This is a genomic window from Streptomyces sp. NPDC042638, from assembly GCF_040647235.1.
Taxonomy (GTDB): Bacteria; Actinomycetota; Actinomycetes; order Streptomycetales; family Streptomycetaceae; genus Streptomyces; species Streptomyces rameus.
This window is the reverse complement of record NZ_JBEZBT010000023.1, coordinates 82,212-99,499: the sequence shown is the minus strand read 5'-3', so window position 1 is coordinate 99,499 and position 17,288 is coordinate 82,212. Positions and strand designations below refer to the sequence as shown.

Sequence of the window (17,288 nt, the reverse complement as noted above, 5' to 3'; positions counted from 1 at the left end):
TGTCGGTGAGGCCGGACCCGGTTCCAGCTGTCGGCGAGACCGGCTCCGGTGCCGGCTGCCGGTGAGGCCGGCTCCGGTCCTCGGCTGTCGGCGCCGGCTCCGGCGTCAGCTGTCGGTGAGGCCGGACCCGGTTCCAGCTGTCGGCGAGACCGGCTCCGGTGCCGGGTCGGTGGGGACCGGCGGGCGGGAGCGCCAGGCGTACGTCCGGGTCGCCTACGTTCTCGGCCCGCACCGGGTCGATATGCGCCACGCCCACTCGGGCCCTGGCACGGCGCTTCAGGACGGCCCTTTCCGCAGGTGGAGGGCGTGCACGGGAGATCATCCCGCGGCCGGGCCGCACGCCCCGGCACACCGCGCCCGGGCCGGCCCCCGCACCCCGCCCGGGGGCGCGCAACAAATCGTCGTCCGCCCCCCGTTCCACGCAACGATCCGCGCACCCGCGCGCAACGGCTCCTTCTTGTCCGGCCGAGCGTGCCGACCGTACGGTCTATTCGGCCCCCAAACCCCCCGTACCGGTGAGGATCCCCATGCGCACCGCCCTGCTCCAGAGCTCCGGCCGCCCCGGCTCCGTCGTCGAGAACCTCAAGGTCCTCGACGAGGCCGCGGGCCGGGCCGCCGCCGCGGGCGCCGGTCTGCTGGCGGCGCCGGAGATGTTCCTCACCGGGTACGCGATCGGCGACGACATCGCACGCCTCGCCGAGCCCGCCGACGGCGACTCCGCCGACGCGATCGCCGAGACCGCCACCCGGCACGGCCTGGCGATCGCCTACGGCTACCCGGAGCGCGACGGCGGGACCGTCTACAACTCCGCCCAGCTGATCTCCGCCGACGGCACCCGGCTCGCGAACTACCGCAAGACCCACCTCTTCGGCTGCTTCGAGCGCGACCACTTCACCCCGGGCGGGCAGCAGGTCGTCCAGGCCGAGCTGAACGGCCTCACCGTGGGCCTGCTGATCTGCTACGACGTCGAGTTCCCGGAGAACGTCCGCGCCCACGCCCTGGCCGGCACCGACCTCCTCGTCGTGCCGACCGCGCAGATGCACCCCTTCCAGTTCGTCGCCGAGGCGATGATCCCGGTGCGCGCCTTCGAGAACCAGATGTACGTCGCCTACGTCAACCGCGTCGGCCAGGAAGGGGAGTTCGAGTTCGTCGGCCTCTCCGTCCTCGCCGGGCCCGACGGGATCGCCCGCACCCGCGCCGGCCGCGCCGAGCAGCTGGTGCTCGCCGACGCCGACCCCGCCTTCCTGGCCGCCTCCCGGGAGAGCAACCCGTACCTGAAGGACCGCCGCCCGGGCCTGTACGGGTCCCTCGTCTGAGCCGCCCCCACAGCTACCCCCCGTTTCACCACGCGCAAGGAGTCCGTACCCCCATGACGTCCACGGTGCCCAACGCCGTCGAGCACACCGACGAGCAGCAGCCGCCGATCACCATGTTCGGCCCGGACTTCCCCTACGCCTACGACGACTTCCTCGCGCACCCCGCGGGCCTCGGCCAGATCCCCGCGACCGAGCACGGCACCGAGGTCGCGATCATCGGCGGCGGTCTGTCCGGCATCGTGGCCGCGTACGAGCTGATGAAGATGGGCCTCAAGCCCGTCGTCTACGAGGCCGACCAGATCGGCGGCCGACTCCGCACGGTCGGCTTCGAGGGCTGCGACGGGTCACTGACCGCCGAGATGGGCGCGATGCGCTTCCCGCCGTCCTCCACCGCCCTCCAGCACTACATCGACATGGTGGGACTGCAGACCAGGCCGTTCCCGAACCCGCTGGCCGAGGCGACCCCGTCGACCGTCGTCGACCTCAAGGGCGAGTCGCACTACGCCGAGAAGATCGACGACCTGCCCCAGGTCTACCGGGACGTCGCCGACGCCTGGAACAAGTGCCTCGAAGAGGGCGCCGACTTCTCCGACATGAACCGCGCCATGCGCGAGCGGGACGTCCCGCGCATCCGCGAGATCTGGGCGAAGCTGGTCGAGAAGCTCGACAACCAGACCTTCTACGGCTTCCTCTGCGACTCCGAGGCGTTCAAGTCCTTCCGGCACCGCGAGATCTTCGGCCAGGTCGGCTTCGGCACCGGCGGCTGGGACACCGACTTCCCGAACTCCATCCTGGAGATCCTACGCGTCGTCTACACCGAGGCCGACGACCACCACCGCGGCATCGTCGGCGGCTCCCAGCAGCTGCCGTTGCGCCTGTGGGAGCGCGAGCCGGAGAAGATCGTCCACTGGCCGTACGGCACCTCGCTGAAGTCGCTGCACGTGGACGGCGAGCCGCGTCCGGCCGTGACCCGGCTGCACCGCACCGCGGGCAACCAGATCACCGTGACCGACGCGAACGGCGACATCCGCACCTACCAGGCGGCCGTCTTCACCGCGCAGTCCTGGATGCTGCTGTCCAAGATCGCCTGCGACGACTCGCTCTTCCCGATCGACCACTGGACCGCGATCGAGCGCACCCACTACATGGAGTCCTCGAAGCTCTTCGTCCCGGTCGACCGGCCGTTCTGGCTGGACAAGGACGAGGAGACCGGCCGGGACGTCATGTCGATGACGCTGACCGACCGCATGACCCGCGGCACCTACCTGCTGGACGACGGCCCGGACAAGCCCGCCGTCATCTGCCTCTCCTACACCTGGTGCGACGACAGCCTGAAGTGGCTGCCGCTGTCCGCGAACGAGCGGATGGAGGTCATGCTGAAGTCGCTCGGCGAGATCTACCCGAAGGTCGACATCCGCAAGCACATCATCGGCAACCCGGTGACGGTCTCCTGGGAGAACGAGCCCTACTTCATGGGCGCGTTCAAGGCCAACCTGCCCGGCCACTACCGCTACCAGCGGCGCCTGTTCACGCACTTCATGCAGGACCGGCTGCCCGAGGACAAGCGGGGCATCTTCCTGGCCGGCGACGACATCTCCTGGACGGCCGGCTGGGCCGAGGGCGCGATCCAGACCGCGCTGAACGCGGTCTGGGGTGTCATGCACCACTTCGGCGGCGGGACCGACGCGACGAACCCGGGCCCGGGCGACGTCTACGACGAGATCGCGCCGGTGGAGCTTCCCGAGGACTGACGAGGACCGACGAGTACCGACGCGAACCGACCCGCGCGACGGACCAGGGCGCGGGCGGCCGGCCTCAGACTCCGGCCGCCCGCGCCTCTTCCCACACCTCGGCGGCGACGTCCGTCAGCTCCCGTGCGTCCCGGGCGCAGCTCTGGAGATCGATGAGGATCTCGTCCATGCCGATCCCGTCGAACTCGACCAGGTCCGCCACGATCTGGTCCACGCTGCCCTGGAACGGCCTGCGGTCGGGACCGTCGTACGGCTTGGCCTGCTGGGTGGCGTTCACCCGCAGCACGGTCCGGATCGGCTCGGTGCGGCCCCGCTCCTCGGCCAGCTCCCGCAGCCGGCGCCACTCGGCGGCCACCCTCGGGGCGCTGAACCCCACCGGCAGCCAGCCGTCGGCGTGGTCGACCAGCCGCCGCAAGGCCCGCTCGCTGCCCGCCGCCAGCAGCACCGGGACCGGCCGGACGGGCTTGGGACCGACCGCGGCGGAGGCGATCCGGGTGAGCGGTCCGTCGTGGACGACCGGATCCGGGCCCCACACCGCCCGGCAGACCGCGATGATCTCGTCCAGGACCGCGCCGCGCTCCTCGAACGGCCGCACGCCCGAGGCGGCGTACTCGTCCCACGACCAGCCGGTGCCGAAGCCCGCGATCACCCGGCCCCCGCTCGCCGCGTCCAGCGAGGCCAGCGCCTTGGCCAGCCGGAACGGCAGGTGCAGCGGCGCCACCAGGACACTGGAGCCCAGTTCCGCCCGCTCGGTGGCCGCCGCGGCCAGGGTGAGCGTGACCAGCGGGTCCGCCACGTTCCGGTACGTGTCGGGCCAGGGCAGGCCCTCGATGCCGTACAGGCCCTGGGTGGCGGGCTCGGGGAACAGGGCCCGTTCGAAGACCCACAGGCTGTCGTAGCCGATCCGTTCGGCGGCACGCGCCACCGCGGGCACGTCCGTGCCGATCGAGTAGTGGCCCATCTGGGGAAGGCTCAGCCCGAGCCGGGTCGCCATACCGGTGCTCCTCTGCGATCGGATGCGTGATCGGGTGCCTGCCCGGCAACGTACGGCGCCGGACACGGGGTTTCGGGAAGGCTCGCTCGGTGCGGGATCCGACCGATCAGTCGGCGAGCGGTGTCAGCAGCATCCGGCCCGCGAACCCCACGGCCGCGTCCAGCCGTTCGGTGAACTCCTCGGCGACGTCGGCGCAGTGCCGCAGCGCCCACAGGGCGCGGGCCGCCGTCCAGGTCGCGTCCCGGGCCCGCTCCAGGCTCCAGGAGCCGAGCAGATGAGTGAGCGGGTCGGCGATCTGGAGCAGGTCGGGGCCCGGCATCAGATCCTCCCGGATGCGCTCCTCCAGCGATCCGAGCAGCTCGCCCACCCGGTCGAACTCGTCCTCCAGGTCGGCCGGCCGGCAGCCGAGCGCACGGCACGTGTCGACCACGGCGAGGGCCAGGTCGTGTCCGATGTGGGCGTTGATGCCGGCCAGCGCGAACTGCAGTGGCCGCACCCCGGGATGGCGGCGGAGCTGGAACAGGGGCCGCCAGCAGGCGGGCGGGCGGCGGTCCGCGGCAGCCGCGTCGACCGCCGCCAGGTAGCGCTCGGCGAACCGCACGTCCAGCGCGCTCGCCGCGCGCGGGTCCGGGAACTCGCCCGCGGCCAGCCGCCGGCCGACCTCCTCGGTGACGGCGAGGTAGACGCGGTTGAACACGGCGACGCCGTCCCGGGCGGGCAGCGCCGCGTCGAGCGCGCGCATCCGCGTGAGGACCGTGCCGACGGAGGTGGTCGTGACGACCGTGTCGACGGAGGTGGTGAGGTGTGCCGGCTGCGCCATGGGGGAAGCGTCCCAGCCCGTGGCCGGCCGGCGCGCCGACCGGCCCGGCGCTTCGCCGGAACGGGGGAACGCCGGGCCCGGTGCTGCGGTGTGCGGTGCGGCCGTGCCGCCTACGACTCGGCGCGCGGCGCCTGTGCGCCCGCCTCCGCGTCGTAGGAGGACATGCCCTCGTCCAGCAGCGGCTGCTGCTTCTTCAGATGGGCCGGGGCGAAGGCGCGCAGCGCGTGGTAGCCGGTGATGACGACCAGGGTGCCGAGGGCGATGCCGCTCAGCGAGAAGTTGTCGGTGAACTTCATGCTGACGTTGCCGACCCCGATGATGATGCCCGCCGCGGCCGGCACCAGGTTCAGCGGGTTGCGCAGGTCCACCTTGGCGTTCAGCCAGATCTGGGCGCCGAGCAGGCCGATCATGCCGTACAGGATGACGGTGATGCCGCCGAGGACTCCGCCCGGGATCGCCGCCACGATCGCGCCGAACTTCGGGCAGACGCCGAAGAGCAGCGCGAAGCCGGCGGCGGCCCAGTAGGCGGCGGTGGAGTAGACGCGGGTCGCGGCCATCACGCCGATGTTCTCCGAGTAGGTGGTGTTCGGCGGGCCGCCGACGGCCGTCGACAGCACGGAGGCGACGCCGTCCGCCGAGATCGCCGTGCCGAGCTTGTCGTCCAGCGGGTCGCCGGTCATCTCGCCGACCGCCTTGACGTGACCGGCGTTCTCGGCGACGAGGGCGATGACCACCGGCAGCGCGACCAGGATCGCCGACCACTGGAACGACGGTCCGTGGAAGTGCGGCAGGCCGATCCAGTCGGCCTTGGAGACGCCGGAGAGGTCGAGTCGCCAGTGGTCGGTGACCTTGCCGCCCGGGCCCATGGAGTGGATCTTCCCGAAGACCCGGTCGAACGCCCAGGAGATGCCGTAGCCGAAGACCAGACCGAGGAAGATCGCGATGCGCGACCAGAAACCGCGCAGGCAGACGACCGACAGGCCGGTGAAGAGCATCACCAGCAGGGCGGTCCACTGGTCCTGCGGCCAGTAGGTGGAGGCGGTCACGGGGGCCAGGTTGAAGCCGATCAGCATGACGACCGCGCCGGTCACGATCGGCGGCATGGCGGCATGGATGATCCGGGCGCCGAAGTGCTGCACGGCGAGGCCCACCAGGAACAGCACGACGCCGACGACGAGGACGGCGCCGGTCACCGTCGCGCTCGTACCTCCCTGGGCGCGGATGACGGCGGCCACACCCACGAACGACAGGGAGCAGCCGAGGTAACTCGGCACCCGGCCGCGGGTGGCCAGCAGGAAGATGGCGGTCGCGACTCCGGACATCATGATCGCGAGATTGGGGTCCAGGCCCATCAGCACGGGGGCGACGAAGGACGCCCCGAACATCGCGACCACGTGCTGGGCGCCCAGGCCCACGGTTCGGGGCCAGGAGAGCCGTTCGTCGGGGCGTACCACCGCTCCGGGTGCGGGCGTGCGCCCGTCACCGTGCAGTTTCCAGCGCACGCCGAGGTCCATGGTGGGGTTTCGCTTTCTTACGTACATGAAGACGGTCCGAACCATTGTCAGGGGTAACGAGCGCCTCTACGCTCGCACGGTCCTACTCGTGAACTCTGTTCATATATCTGATCAGTGGCAGATCGGAGCGCCTGATGAGTGGAAGATCCCGTGCGGCCGTACTGCTGGCCGCGGTGGTGACGTTCGGGGCCGTGCTCGTCCCGTCCGCGCACGCCGCGCCCGAGCCGCCGCGGACCGCCGTCCTCGACGGCGCCCGCCTGGAGCGGACCCGGGCCCGGGCGGCCCACGACCCCGCACTCCGGCGCGCCCTCGCGGACCTGACCACCCGCGCGGACGCCTGGCTGGACCAGGGCCCCTGGACGGTCGTCGACAAGCCGAAACCGGCCCCCGGCGGTGACGTCCACGAGTACCTGAGCCAGGCTCCCTACTGGTGGCCCACGACCGCCCCCACCGCCGGCAACCCCTGGGGCTGCCCCTACGTCCAGCGCGACGGACAGCGCAATCCGGAGGTCGACAGCGGCACGGACCGCCAGGATGTGGAGAAGGTCTTCGACTCGACGTACGACCTCTCCCTCGCCTGGTACTACACCGGCAGGCGTGACTACGCCGAGAAGGCCGGGCAGATCCTGCGCACCTGGTTCCTGGACCCGGCCACCCGGATGAACCCGAACCTGGACCACGCCCAGTTCATCCCGTGCAAGTACGACGGCCGGGCCATCGGCGTCGTCGACTTCTCGCAGTCGTACACCAGCGTCCTGGACGCGCAGGCCGTCCTCGCCGCGGGCGCGCCCGGCTGGACGGCCGCAGACCGGGCCGCCATGACCAGGTGGAACAAGGACTTCCTCGGCTGGCTGAGGAACAGCGGCTTCGGCAAGGAGGAGGGCGCCGCCGCCAACAACCACGGCACCTTCTACGACATGCAGCTCGCCGCCCTCGCCTACGCCACCGGCGACACGGCCCTCGCCCGCCGGACCGTGCTGGACGCGCGCGCCCGGCGGATCGCCCCGCAGATCGCGGCCGACGGCAGCCAGCCCCAGGAACTGGCCCGCACCCGCAGCTGGCACTACTCGACCTTCGACCTCGTCGCCTACACCCGGCTCGCGGCCATCGGCCGGCACGTGGGCGTGAACCTCTGGGACTACCGCGGGCCGGACGGGCAGAGCCTGTTCAAGGCGGTCCGCTATCTGCTGCCGGCCGCGACCGGCGGGGCCGCCTGGCCCCATCCCGAGCTGGAGTTCCACCGGTACGCGGCGACCGACGTGGTGCACGCGGCGGCCGACGCCGGTGACCCGGCGGCCGTGGCGGCCGTGCCCCGGCTTCAGGCGCCGCCCGGGGGAGACCTCTGGGCGCTGCGGCCCGCCGCCGAGCAACTGGACTTGATAGCGGGCTGATCCCCGACGGCCCGGGGCTTCCCGGCCCGGCTCCTGAGCGGTCGCTTAGTATGGTGGTGTACCGGGGGTGCCGCCACCCCGCCAGCGCTGCTCAGGAGCCGTTCCCGTGACCGCCGAAGCCCCGATCGCCCCCGCCGTCTCCCACGGCCGGCTGATCCCCGTCACCGTCCACTTCGACGACCTCGACGCGCTCGGGCTGCTGCACAACGCCCGCTACCCGCTGATGGTCGAGCGCGCCTGGACCGAGCTGTGGAACGAGCACGGCGTCCGCTTCGACGGCGACTGGGAGGCGGCCGGCGACGCCTGCAACGCGGTCCGCGAACTGCGCATCAGCTATGAGGCGCCGGTCACCCGCCCCGGCACCTACGCCGTCCACCTCTGGCTGGAGCGGCTCGGCACCACCGGCCTCACCTACGGCTTCCGGTTCTGCTCGGCCGACGGGACCGAGACCTACGCCCAGGGCACCCGGGTGCTGGTCCGGCTGGACGCCACGACCATGCGCCCCGCGCCCTGGAGCGAGACCTTCAGGGCCGCGGGTCGGGCACTGCTGCGGCCCGCGGACTGACCTCCGCACGGCCCCCGCGCTCGGCGGTGCGCAGCACGCCCGCGAACCCGGCGAGCCCGCACGCCAGCAGCGTCACCACGCAGAACGACACCATCAGGCTGGTCGCCTGGGCCACCCCGCCGATCAGGCTCGGCGCGATCAGCCCCGAGGTGTAGGTGATGGTCGCCACGCCCGCGATGGCCTGGCTGGGATGGGGGCCGGCGTGCCCGGCCGCCGCGAAGCAGAGCGGTACGACCACCGCGATGCCGAGCCCCATCAGCGCGAACCCGGCCATCGCCACCGCGGGGTGCCCGGCGACAACGACCAGCAGCCCGCCCAGCACGGCCAGGACGCCGCCGGCCCGCACGGTGCGGACCGCGCCGAACCGGTTCACCACCGCGTCCCCGGCGATCCGGGCCACCGCCATGGTGAGCATGAACCCGGTCGTGGAGGCCGCCGCCAGCCCGGCCGAGCTGTCCAGCCGGTCCCGCAGGAAGACCGCCGACCAGTCGAGGCTCGCGCCCTCGGCGAACACCGCGCAGAAGCCGACCGCGCCGATCAGCAGCGCGGAGCGCGGCGGCAGCGCGAACCGCGGGGGCGGCTCCTCGTCCTCGGCGGGCTGGAGGTCCAGCACCCAGCCGCAGGCGGCGAACCCGAGCAGCGTGAGGACGGCCGACGCGAGGGCGAAGTGCAGGCGCGCGTCCGCGCCCAGATGAGCGGCGAGGGTGCCGGCCGCCGACCCGGCCAGGGCCCCCGCGCTCCACATGCCGTGCAGGCCCGACATGATCGACTTGTCGAGCAGCCGCTCGATCTCCACGCCGAGCGCGTTCATCGCGACGTCGGCCATGCCCGCCGTGGCGCCGTAGGCGAACATCGCCAGGCACAGGGTGACCAGGTTCGGCGCGACGGACGGCAGCACCAGGGACAGCGTCCACAGCGCCAGCAGTCCGCGCAGGGCCGTGCGGCTGCCGTAGCGGTGGCTGATCCGGCCCGCCAGCGGCATCGCGCAGGAGGCGCCGAACGCCGTGAAGGCCAGCGCGAACCCGAGCCGGCCCGTGCCGAGCGAGGTGTGCTCCTGCACCCATGGGACGCGCGTCGCGAACGAACCGGTCACGGCGCCGTGCACGGCGAACACGGCCGCCACGGCGTACCGGGCGCGCCTCACCCCGTCATGCGCATGCCTCACGTCGCTCATGTCCCTGTCCCTCCCGAGGGTGCCCGTCCCTGGCCTCCGTGCAACGTCGCGTAAACTATCAGGGACCCTTCCTGATAGATAGTCGTCTGCGCGTCCCGTGCGGCCGGCCGGCCCTCACCGATCTGGGAGGATTCCCGTCATGCCCGCATCACCGAGCACCGCCCGGGCCATCAACGACCGGCTGGCCCTGCGGCTGTTGCAGCAGGAGGGCCCACTCACGGCAGGGCAGCTGAAGCAGCTGACCGGACTGTCCCGGCCGACCGTGGCCGACCTGGTCGACCGGCTCACGGCCGCCGGGCTGATCACGGTCGTCGGCGAGTCCGGCGAACAGCGCCGGGGGCCCAACGCCCGGCTCTACGGCATCGTCGCCGACCGCGCTCACCTCGCCGCGCTCGACGTCCGCACCGAAGGCGTCTTCGTCCTGGTCTCCGACCTGGTGGGGCGGGTGCTCGCGGAGGCGTCCGCGCCCATCGGCGGGAGCACCGGGACCGGGCCGGCGGTGGAGCAGGCGGTGGCCGCGGTGGAGAGCGCGGCGAAGGAGGCCGCCGCCATGGGGGCGCCCCCGCGCGAGGGCGTCCCGGCGTGGGGGAGGCTGCACACCGTCGGCATCGGCACGCCGGGCCTGATCGACCCGGCCACCGGCGACCTCAGGGACTCGGCCGGTCTGCCCGCCTGGCACCGCAGCCTGGCCGCCGCGCTCCAGGACCGGCTGCCCGGCGCCCGGATCACCGTCGAGAACGAGACCAACCTGGCCGCCCTGGCGGAACAGCGCGAGGGCGCCGCCCGCGACCGCGACACCTTCGTCCTGCTCTGGCTGGGTCACGGCGTCGGCGCCGCGGTCGTCCTGGACGGCACCCTGCGCCGCGGTGCCTCCGGCGGCACCGGCGAGATCGGCTTCCTGCCGGTCCCGGGAACCGGCGCGCTGCCCTCGGCGACCGACTGCGACGGGGGCTTCCACTCCCTGGCCGGAGCGGCGGCGGTCGTGTCGCTGGCGGCGGAGTGCGGACTGCCGGCGCCGGGCCCGGCCGACGGTCCCGGGGCGGCCGTGGCGGTCCGGGCCGCGCTGGCTCAGGTGTCCGGGGAGCCGGTACCGGCCACGTCGTCCCCGGCGCACCGCTTCCTGAACACCCTGGCCGACCGGATCGCCGTCGGAGCCGCCTCCGTCGTGGCCGTCCTGGACCCCGGCTGCGTGGTGCTCGGCGGGGAGGCGGGGCACGCCGGGGGCGCGGTGCTGGCCGGGCTGGTGGAGGAGCGTCTGCGCCGGATGTCGCCCCTGCCGACCGAGGTGCGGGCGAGCGGCCTCGGCGGGGGCGCCGTACTGCGCGGAGCACTGCTGACCGCCCGGGAGCGGGCGCAGGACGAACTGTTCGCACCGCCCGGGCGCCAGATCCGGGCGTAGTGGAGATGCCCGCCTTCACCACCACCGGAGGTCTTGGTGACCCATGCTGATGCTCGGCCGACGTTTCACGGCAGACGTCTTCCGGTGCGCCGTGTCGTGCAGGATCCGCGGCCGGTGCCCGAAAGGGCTGTCCGGTCGTCCGCGGCGGTGTCCGGGCGCCCCGCCTCCTCCGTTCAGGCCCGTCCGAACCGGCGCGCCAGGTACTCCTCGAAGGTCACCTCGCCCACGGCCCGGTCCGGCGCCAGGTGTGCGCCCGTTCGCAAGGCCCGGTAGGTCCCGCCGGCGAGGGGCACCCGCACCACCGGGCGGCGCCGACCGGTCGCGTGCAGATAGGCGCGGGCCAGCGAGTCCAGCCCGCGGATCTCGGGACCGGCCATGTCCGACACCCGTCCGGCCGGCGCCCCGAGCGCCAGCTCCGCCAGGCGCCCCGCCACCTCGGCGACCTCGACCGGCTGGTCCGGCACCCCCGCCGGCACCGCCAGCACGGGCGGCTTGGCCAGACGCTCGAAGAGCGTGACCAGCAGGTCGTGGAACTGCGTCGCCCGCAGCAGCGTCCAGCCGAGCCCCGACTCCTCGACCAGCCGCTCCACCGCGAGCTTGGTCCGGTAGTAGCGCATCGGCACCCGGTCGACGCCCACGATGGAGATGTACACGAGATGGCCCGCCCCGGCCCGCCGGGCCGCCGCGAGCAGGTTCCGGGCCGCCTGCTCGTCACCGCCCCGCTGCGTGCTCGCGCAGTGCACGACCGTGTCCGTGCCGGCCAGGGCCGCGTCCAGGCCCGCTCCGCCCGCGCGCAGGTCCACGGCGTACGGCCCGGCGTGCCGACTGAGCACCCGGACCTCGTGCCCGTCCGTCCGCAGTCGCTGCGTCACGAGCCGGCCGAGGGTACCGGTACCGCCGGTCACCAGGATCGTGGACATGTCGTTCTCCGTCCTTTTCGACGTCGGGGCGCTCCCGTTGGAACGCCCGTCGTTGAATGGGACCGATACAACCACCCGGAAACGCGACACCGGTCGGCGGACTTCTCGGCGGGGTACCGCGCTGCCCTGCCAGAGCTCTGAGGAGCCCTGCCAGAGCGCTGCACGACCCCTGGCGGCCCGGCGGCGGGCAAGGGCCGTCGTCACCGCCGCCGGGCCCGTCCGCACCCTAAAAGGACTAGACCAGTACGGTCAATGGTCCGGACCCACGTCAACACGCTCTCCTCGGTGTCCAGTTGACCAGGGCGACTGCGGGGCGCGAAAGCGGGGGTACGCACTGTGAGCGAACGCACACCACTCACCCGTATGGACGAGTACCGGGCGTGGCACACTGGCCCTGTACCAAAAGCAGCGCACTCCGGGGTCGGTGAAAGTCCGAACCGGCGGTTACAGTCCGCGACCCGGTCGCTTCCAGCGGCCGGTTGACCAGGTGAAATTCCTGGACCGACGGTTAAAGTCCGGATGGGAGGCAGTGCGCGGCGGGCGGGCATGCGTTGTTCCGTGTGCGCGCCGCCGAATCTGGGCTCGGCCGCATGCGGACGAGTCCGTTCCGGCGACGTCTCCGGTGTGTGCTCACCCGTAGATTCTGTCGTCATCGACAGGCCCCGGAGTCCGTGCCCGAAGAGGCAGGAGGACCCGGGAAGTGTTCACCGGAATCGTCGAAGAGCTGGGTGAGGTCACCGCCGTCGAGAACCTCGGCGACGCCTCCCGTTTCCGGCTCCGCGGCCCCGTCGTGACCGAGGGCGCGCAGCACGGCGACTCCATCGCCGTGAACGGGGTCTGTCTCACCGTCGTCGAGCACGAGGGCGACGAGTTCACCGCCGACGTCATGGCCGAGACCCTGGACCGTTCCAGCCTGGGGGCCCTCACCGTCGGCTCCCGCGTCAACCTGGAGCGTCCCACCGCCGTCGGCGCCCGCCTGGGCGGCCACATCGTGCAGGGGCACGTGGACGGCACCGGCGAGATCCTGGAGCGCCGGCCCTCCGAGAACTGGGAGATCGTGAAGATCTCCCTCCCCGCGGCCCTGGCCCGCTACGTGGTGGAGAAGGGCTCCATCACCGTCGACGGCATCAGCCTGACCGTGGTGGACGCGGGCTCCGACCACTTCACCGTCAGCCTCATCCCGACCACACTCGCCCTGACCACGCTCGGCGTGAAGCAGCCCGGCGACCCGGTCAACCTCGAGGTGGACGTCCTCGCCAAGTACGTGGAGCGCCTGCTCACGGCCGGACAGGGGGCAGGCCGGTGAATTCGCTCAACACCGAGGCGTTCACCCTGTTCGGGCAGCACATCCTGTGGTCCGACATGGTCGGCAACATCCTCGGCCTGGCCGGCCTCGCCCTCGGCTGGCGCCGCTCCCTGTGGACCTGGCCGGTGCAGTTCGCCTCCGGCCTGATCCTCTTCGCGGCCTTCTACGGCCACCTCACCGGCAGCGCCGGCAAGCAGGCCGTGGTCATGGCGGTCGCCGGCTACGGCTTCTGGCAGTGGAACCGCGGCCGGGGCGAGGGCGGCGACGGCCACATCGCGCCCCGGTTCGCCACCTGGCGCGAGCGCGGCGCGATGGTCGCCGCGGCCGCCGTGGGCACGGTCGCCGTCGCCCTGCTCTTCACGGCCTACCCGAAGCTGTCCTGGGATCCCTGGCCCGACGCCTACATCTTCGTCGGCACCATCGTCGCGATGTACGCCCAGGCCAAGGGCATGGTCGAGTTCTGGTTCGCCTGGCTGCTCGTCGACCTCGTCGGCGTCCCCCTCAACTTCGCCAACGGCTACGCCTTCTCCGGCTTCGTCTACGTCATCTACGGCGCACTCGTCCTGTGGGGCATGCGCGACTGGTGGCTGCGCTCCCGCAGGGGCCCGCAGCCCGCACTGGAAGGAGCGCCGGCATGACCTCCGCACCGCCGCTGTACGACACCGACGACATCGAGCACTTCACGCTCGACCCGGTCGAGCGCGCCGTCGCCGACATCGCCGCGGGCCGCCCCGTGGTCGTCGTCGACGACGAGGACCGGGAGAACGAGGGCGACCTCGTCATCGCCGCCGAGAAGGCGACCCCCGAGATCGTCGCCTTCATGATGAGCGAGTGCAGGGGCCTGATCTGCGCCCCCATGGAGGGCGAGGAACTGGACCGGCTGCGGCTGCCGCAGATGGTCGAGGACAACACCGAGTCGATGAAGACCGCGTTCACGGTCTCCGTCGACGCCTCCGCCGCCCACGGCGTGAGCACCGGTATCTCGGCCGCCGACCGCGCGACCACCCTCCAGCTGCTCGCGAGCGGCACCGCCGAACCCACCGACCTCGTCCGCCCGGGACACGTCTTCCCGCTGCGCGCCCGGCCCGGCGGCGTCCTCGTCCGCAACGGCCACACCGAGGCCGCCGTCGACCTCGCCCGGCTCGCGGGCCTGCGCCCGGCCGGCGCCATCGTGGAGATCGCCGGCGAGGACGGCCGGATGCTCCGCCTGCCCGAGCTGATCCCGTTCGCCCGCAAGCACGGTCTGACGATCATCTCCATCGAGGACCTGATCGCCTACCGCCGCGGCAGCGAGCCCACCGTCCGCCGCGAGGCCGAGACCCGTCTGCCCACCCGGCACGGCACCTTCACCGCCTACGGCTACCGGTCCACGGCCGACGGCGTAGAGCACGTCGCCCTCGTCCACGGCGAGATCGGCGACGGCGAGGACGTCCTGGTCCGCGTCCACTCCGAATGCCTCACCGGCGACGTCTTCGGCTCCCTGCGCTGCGACTGCGGCCCCCAGCTGGACACCGCCCTGGAACGCATCCAGGCCGAGGGCCGGGGCGTCGTCGTCTACCTGCGCGGCCACGAGGGACGCGGCATCGGCCTGCTGTCCAAGCTCCGGGCCTACGAGCTGCAGGAGCAGGGCCACGACACCCTCGACGCCAACCTGGAACTCGGGCTGCCCGCCGACGCCCGCGACTACGGCGCCGGCGCGCAGATCCTCGCCGACCTCGGCGTGCGCGGCGTGCGGCTGATGACCAACAACCCCGACAAGAGCGACGCCCTGCTGCGGCACGGCCTGAAGGTGACCGGCCGCGAGCCGATGCCCGTCCAGGCCGGCGAGCACAACCTCCGCTACCTGCGCACCAAGCGGGACCGGATGGGGCACGACCTGCCCTGGCTCGACACGCCCGCCGTGTCGGCCCCCACGGCCGCGGCAGCGGCCACCTGTGGCAACCAGTAAGCAAGGGACTTAGGAGAGACGTGAGCGGCAAGGGTGCACCGGAGCTGTCCGTACGCAACGTGAGCGACCTCAGGGTCGCCGTCATCGCGGCGCAGTGGCACGAGACGGTGATGGACGGTCTGGTGAACGGCGCGCTGCGCGCCCTGCACGAACTGGGCATCGACGAGCCCACGCTGATCCGGGTCCCCGGCAGCTTCGAACTCCCGGTCGCCGCCAAGGTCCTCGCCGGCCGCGGCTACGACGCCGTGGTCGCCCTCGGCGTCGTCATCCGGGGCGGCACCCCCCACTTCGACTACGTGTGCCAGGGCGTCGCCCAGGGCCTCACCCAGGTCTCCGTCGAGACCGGCGTCCCCGTCGGCTTCGGCGTGCTCACCTGTGACACCGAGGAGCAGGCCCTGGACCGGGCCGGCCTGGAGGGCTCGAACGAGGACAAGGGCCACGAGGCGGTGACGGCGGCCGTGGCGACCGCGGCCACGCTGCGCTCGGTATCCGAACCCTGGCACTAGGCCGGCCACCACAACGGCTAGGGTGGGGCTCACCATGTCCAAGAAGACGTTCGAGGAGCTCTTCACCGAGCTCCAGCACAAGGCCGCCCAGGGCGATCCCGCCACCTCCCGTACCGCAGAGCTGGTCGGCAAGGGCGTCCATGCCATCGGCAAGAAGGTCGTCGAAGAGGCCGCCGAGGTCTGGATGGCCGCCGAGTACGAGGGCAAGGAGGCGGCCGCCGAGGAGATCTCGCAGCTGCTGTACCACGTCCAGGTGATGATGGTCGCCCGCGGGATCTCCCTGGACGACGTCTACGCCCATCTCTAAGCCGCACCAGCTCCCACCCACCCCACTCCACGCGAAGGAAGCCGACCTCATGCTGCGCATCGCCGTCCCCAACAAGGGTTCCCTGTCCGGCCCTGCGGCGGAGATGCTGCATGAGGCCGGCTACCAGCAGCGCCGCGAGTCCAAGGAACTCCGGATCGTCGACCCGGGCAACGAGGTCGAGTTCTTCTATCTCCGCCCCCGCGACATCGCGATCTACGTCTCCTCCGGCCGCCTCGACATCGGCATCACCGGCCGTGACCTGCTGATCGACTCCGGCGCCGACGCCGAGGAGATCCTGCCGCTCGGCTTCGCCCGTTCCACCTTCCGCTTCGCCGCCAAGCCGGGCACGGCGAACGGCATCGAGGACCTCAAGGGCCGCACGGTCGCCACCTCCTACGAGGGGATCGTCGCCGGACACCTCGCCGACAGCGGCGTCGACGCCTCCGTCGTCCACCTGGACGGCGCCGTCGAGACCGCCATCGAGCTGGGCGTCGCCGAGGTCATCGCCGACGTCGTCGAGACCGGCACCAGCCTGCGCAACGCGGGCCTGGAGGTCTTCGGCGAGCCGATCATGAAGTCCGAGGCGATCGTGATCCGCCGCACCGGCGCCGACGCCGAGGAACCGAAGGTCCAGCAGTTCCTGCGCCGCCTCCAGGGCGTCCTGGTCGCGCGGACGTACGTGATGATGGACTACGACTGCCGGGTCGAGCAGCTGGAGAAGGCCGTCGCGCTCACCCCCGGCCTGGAGTCCCCGACCGTCTCCCCGCTGCACAACGAGGGCTGGGTCGCCGTCCGCGCCATGGTCCCCTCCAAGGAAGCCCAGCGGATCATGGACGACCTCTACGCCATCGGCGCCCGCGCCATCCTGACCACGGCCATCCACGCCTGCCGCCTGTAGAAGGGGTACGCCGACCGATGTCCGACCTGCCCACCCTGCCCGTCACCTTCCGGCCGGGCCACACCCGGGTGATCCTGCTCACTGCCGGGGTCGTGATGTTCCTGGTGATAAGCGCCATCGCGCTGCTGCTGGAGCAGCTCGGCCCGGGCGACCGGCTCACCTTCATCATCACCGGGGCAGTCATCTTCTGGGTCCTGGCCCAGCTGGCCCGGGTGAAGGTGATCGCCGACGACTCCGGCGTCACCGTGGTCAACATCGTCAGCAGGCGCCGCCTGGCCTGGGCGGAGATCCTGCGGGTGAACCTCCGCCCGGGTGACCCCTGGGTGTTCCTCGACCTCAGCGACGGCACCAGCCTGCCCGCGCTCGGCATCCAGCCGGGCATCGCCAGGCAGCGCGCCGTCGCCGACGCCCGGACCCTGCGCGCACTCGCCGAGGCCCACTCGGGCCCCTCCGCCCTGCCGCACGAGCCCAGATCTTGA

18 protein-coding genes and 1 riboswitch are annotated in these 17,288 nt (G+C 72.4%); of the genes, 13 read left to right on the top strand and 5 right to left on the bottom strand.

What is annotated here, in order from left to right:
* Positions 1 to 527: 527 nt before the first annotated feature.
* A complete protein-coding gene (locus AB0B40_RS20215) occupies positions 528 to 1,316 on the top strand; it encodes a carbon-nitrogen hydrolase family protein (protein ID WP_345056470.1) in 789 nt (262 codons plus the stop codon).
* Positions 1,317 to 1,369: 53 nt separating this feature from the next.
* Entirely contained in the window at positions 1,370 to 3,067 is a 1,698-nt protein-coding gene (locus AB0B40_RS20210; RefSeq protein WP_345056468.1) for an NAD(P)/FAD-dependent oxidoreductase, read from the top strand.
* A gap of 64 nt (positions 3,068 to 3,131) precedes the next feature.
* On the opposite strand, the gene AB0B40_RS20205 is transcribed toward AB0B40_RS20210, so the two are convergent.
* From AB0B40_RS20205 to AB0B40_RS20195, 3 genes are all read right to left on the bottom strand, one after another.
* Complete coding sequence (locus AB0B40_RS20205; protein ID WP_345056466.1) at positions 3,132 to 4,061, bottom strand: LLM class F420-dependent oxidoreductase; 930 nt, start codon at positions 4,059 to 4,061, stop codon at positions 3,132 to 3,134.
* A 106-nt stretch (positions 4,062 to 4,167) separates the two neighbouring features.
* Positions 4,168 to 4,881, bottom strand: coding sequence for a DUF5995 family protein (locus AB0B40_RS20200; protein ID WP_345056464.1), 714 nt, complete (start codon positions 4,879 to 4,881; stop codon positions 4,168 to 4,170).
* A 110-nt stretch (positions 4,882 to 4,991) separates the two neighbouring features.
* Positions 4,992 to 6,395, bottom strand: a complete 1,404-nt coding sequence (locus tag AB0B40_RS20195; RefSeq protein WP_362264798.1) for a solute carrier family 23 protein — start codon at positions 6,393 to 6,395, stop codon at positions 4,992 to 4,994.
* A gap of 134 nt (positions 6,396 to 6,529) precedes the next feature.
* On the opposite strand from AB0B40_RS20195, the gene AB0B40_RS20190 reads away from it, so the two are divergent.
* Both AB0B40_RS20190 and AB0B40_RS20185 read left to right on the top strand, forming a co-directional pair.
* On the top strand, positions 6,530 to 7,786 hold the full coding sequence (locus AB0B40_RS20190) for an alginate lyase family protein (RefSeq protein ID WP_362264796.1): 1,257 nt from the start codon (positions 6,530 to 6,532) through the stop codon (positions 7,784 to 7,786).
* A gap of 106 nt (positions 7,787 to 7,892) precedes the next feature.
* Positions 7,893 to 8,351, top strand: coding sequence for a thioesterase family protein (locus tag AB0B40_RS20185; protein ID WP_345056457.1), 459 nt, complete (start codon positions 7,893 to 7,895; stop codon positions 8,349 to 8,351).
* On the opposite strand, the gene AB0B40_RS20180 is transcribed toward AB0B40_RS20185, so the two are convergent.
* Positions 8,311 to 9,525, bottom strand: a complete 1,215-nt coding sequence (locus AB0B40_RS20180; RefSeq protein ID WP_362264795.1) for an MFS transporter — start codon at positions 9,523 to 9,525, stop codon at positions 8,311 to 8,313. The two genes, AB0B40_RS20185 and AB0B40_RS20180, sit on opposite strands and share 41 nt — an antisense overlap.
* A 139-nt stretch (positions 9,526 to 9,664) precedes the next feature.
* On the opposite strand from AB0B40_RS20180, the gene AB0B40_RS20175 reads away from it, so the two are divergent.
* Together AB0B40_RS20175 and AB0B40_RS20170 are read left to right on the top strand one after the other, a co-directional pair.
* A complete protein-coding gene (locus AB0B40_RS20175) occupies positions 9,665 to 10,924 on the top strand; it encodes an ROK family transcriptional regulator (protein ID WP_362264793.1) in 1,260 nt (419 codons plus the stop codon).
* Positions 10,925 to 10,960: 36 nt separating this feature from the next.
* Entirely contained in the window at positions 10,961 to 11,197 is a 237-nt protein-coding gene (locus tag AB0B40_RS20170) for a leucine zipper domain-containing protein (RefSeq protein ID WP_362264791.1), read from the top strand.
* Here the strand turns inward: AB0B40_RS20170 and AB0B40_RS20165 are convergent.
* Entirely contained in the window at positions 11,098 to 11,844 is a 747-nt protein-coding gene (locus tag AB0B40_RS20165; RefSeq protein ID WP_345056451.1) for an SDR family oxidoreductase, read from the bottom strand. The two genes, AB0B40_RS20170 and AB0B40_RS20165, sit on opposite strands and share 100 nt — an antisense overlap.
* A 406-nt stretch (positions 11,845 to 12,250) precedes the next feature.
* A riboswitch (FMN riboswitch) is annotated at positions 12,251 to 12,381 on the top strand.
* Positions 12,382 to 12,544: 163 nt separating this feature from the next.
* Between AB0B40_RS20165 and AB0B40_RS20160 the strand changes: the two genes are divergently transcribed.
* The 7 genes from AB0B40_RS20160 to AB0B40_RS20130 are packed head-to-tail and all read left to right on the top strand — an operon-like array spanning position 12,545 to position 17,288.
* Positions 12,545 to 13,150: a riboflavin synthase gene (locus AB0B40_RS20160; RefSeq protein ID WP_345056449.1), complete on the top strand. Its 606-nt coding sequence runs from the start codon at positions 12,545 to 12,547 to the stop codon at positions 13,148 to 13,150.
* Positions 13,147 to 13,788 carry a nicotinamide mononucleotide transporter family protein gene (locus AB0B40_RS20155; RefSeq protein WP_345056447.1) on the top strand — a complete coding sequence of 214 codons (642 nt, stop codon included), beginning with the start codon at positions 13,147 to 13,149 and terminating at the stop codon, positions 13,786 to 13,788. Before AB0B40_RS20160 ends, AB0B40_RS20155 begins: the two co-directional genes overlap by 4 nt.
* Positions 13,785 to 15,098, top strand: coding sequence for a bifunctional 3,4-dihydroxy-2-butanone-4-phosphate synthase/GTP cyclohydrolase II (locus tag AB0B40_RS20150; protein WP_345056445.1), 1,314 nt, complete (start codon positions 13,785 to 13,787; stop codon positions 15,096 to 15,098). Before AB0B40_RS20155 ends, AB0B40_RS20150 begins: the two co-directional genes overlap by 4 nt.
* Before the next feature lie 20 nt (positions 15,099 to 15,118).
* Positions 15,119 to 15,604, top strand: a complete 486-nt coding sequence (ribH, locus tag AB0B40_RS20145; protein ID WP_345056443.1) for a 6,7-dimethyl-8-ribityllumazine synthase — start codon at positions 15,119 to 15,121, stop codon at positions 15,602 to 15,604.
* Positions 15,605 to 15,638: 34 nt separating this feature from the next.
* Positions 15,639 to 15,911: a phosphoribosyl-ATP diphosphatase gene (locus AB0B40_RS20140; protein ID WP_019983911.1), complete on the top strand. Its 273-nt coding sequence runs from the start codon at positions 15,639 to 15,641 to the stop codon at positions 15,909 to 15,911.
* Between the two features lie 49 nt (positions 15,912 to 15,960).
* A complete protein-coding gene (hisG, locus tag AB0B40_RS20135; RefSeq protein WP_345056441.1) occupies positions 15,961 to 16,809 on the top strand; it encodes an ATP phosphoribosyltransferase in 849 nt (282 codons plus the stop codon).
* Positions 16,810 to 16,826: 17 nt separating this feature from the next.
* The gene (locus AB0B40_RS20130) at positions 16,827 to 17,288 is read left to right on the top strand and encodes a PH domain-containing protein (RefSeq protein WP_345056439.1); all 462 of its coding nucleotides are present in this window, start codon (positions 16,827 to 16,829) and stop codon (positions 17,286 to 17,288) included.

Coding starts and splice junctions, on each gene's coding strand:
- hisG (WP_345056441.1), top strand. CDS start 15,961: ATGCTGCGCATCGCCGTCCCCAACAAGGGTTCCCTGTCCGGCCCTGCG.
- AB0B40_RS20205 (WP_345056466.1), bottom strand. CDS start 4,061: ATGGCGACCCGGCTCGGGCTGAGCCTTCCCCAGATGGGCCACTACTCG.
- AB0B40_RS20200 (WP_345056464.1), bottom strand. CDS start 4,881: ATGGCGCAGCCGGCACACCTCACCACCTCCGTCGACACGGTCGTCACG.
- AB0B40_RS20165 (WP_345056451.1), bottom strand. CDS start 11,844: ATGTCCACGATCCTGGTGACCGGCGGTACCGGTACCCTCGGCCGGCTC.
- AB0B40_RS20140 (WP_019983911.1), top strand. CDS start 15,639: ATGTCCAAGAAGACGTTCGAGGAGCTCTTCACCGAGCTCCAGCACAAG.
- AB0B40_RS20215 (WP_345056470.1), top strand. CDS start 528: ATGCGCACCGCCCTGCTCCAGAGCTCCGGCCGCCCCGGCTCCGTCGTC.
- AB0B40_RS20195 (WP_362264798.1), bottom strand. CDS start 6,395: ATGGACCTCGGCGTGCGCTGGAAACTGCACGGTGACGGGCGCACGCCC.
- AB0B40_RS20130 (WP_345056439.1), top strand. CDS start 16,827: ATGTCCGACCTGCCCACCCTGCCCGTCACCTTCCGGCCGGGCCACACC.
- AB0B40_RS20180 (WP_362264795.1), bottom strand. CDS start 9,525: ATGAGCGACGTGAGGCATGCGCATGACGGGGTGAGGCGCGCCCGGTAC.
- AB0B40_RS20150 (WP_345056445.1), top strand. CDS start 13,785: ATGACCTCCGCACCGCCGCTGTACGACACCGACGACATCGAGCACTTC.
- AB0B40_RS20175 (WP_362264793.1), top strand. CDS start 9,665: ATGCCCGCATCACCGAGCACCGCCCGGGCCATCAACGACCGGCTGGCC.
- AB0B40_RS20190 (WP_362264796.1), top strand. CDS start 6,530: ATGAGTGGAAGATCCCGTGCGGCCGTACTGCTGGCCGCGGTGGTGACG.
- AB0B40_RS20210 (WP_345056468.1), top strand. CDS start 1,370: ATGACGTCCACGGTGCCCAACGCCGTCGAGCACACCGACGAGCAGCAG.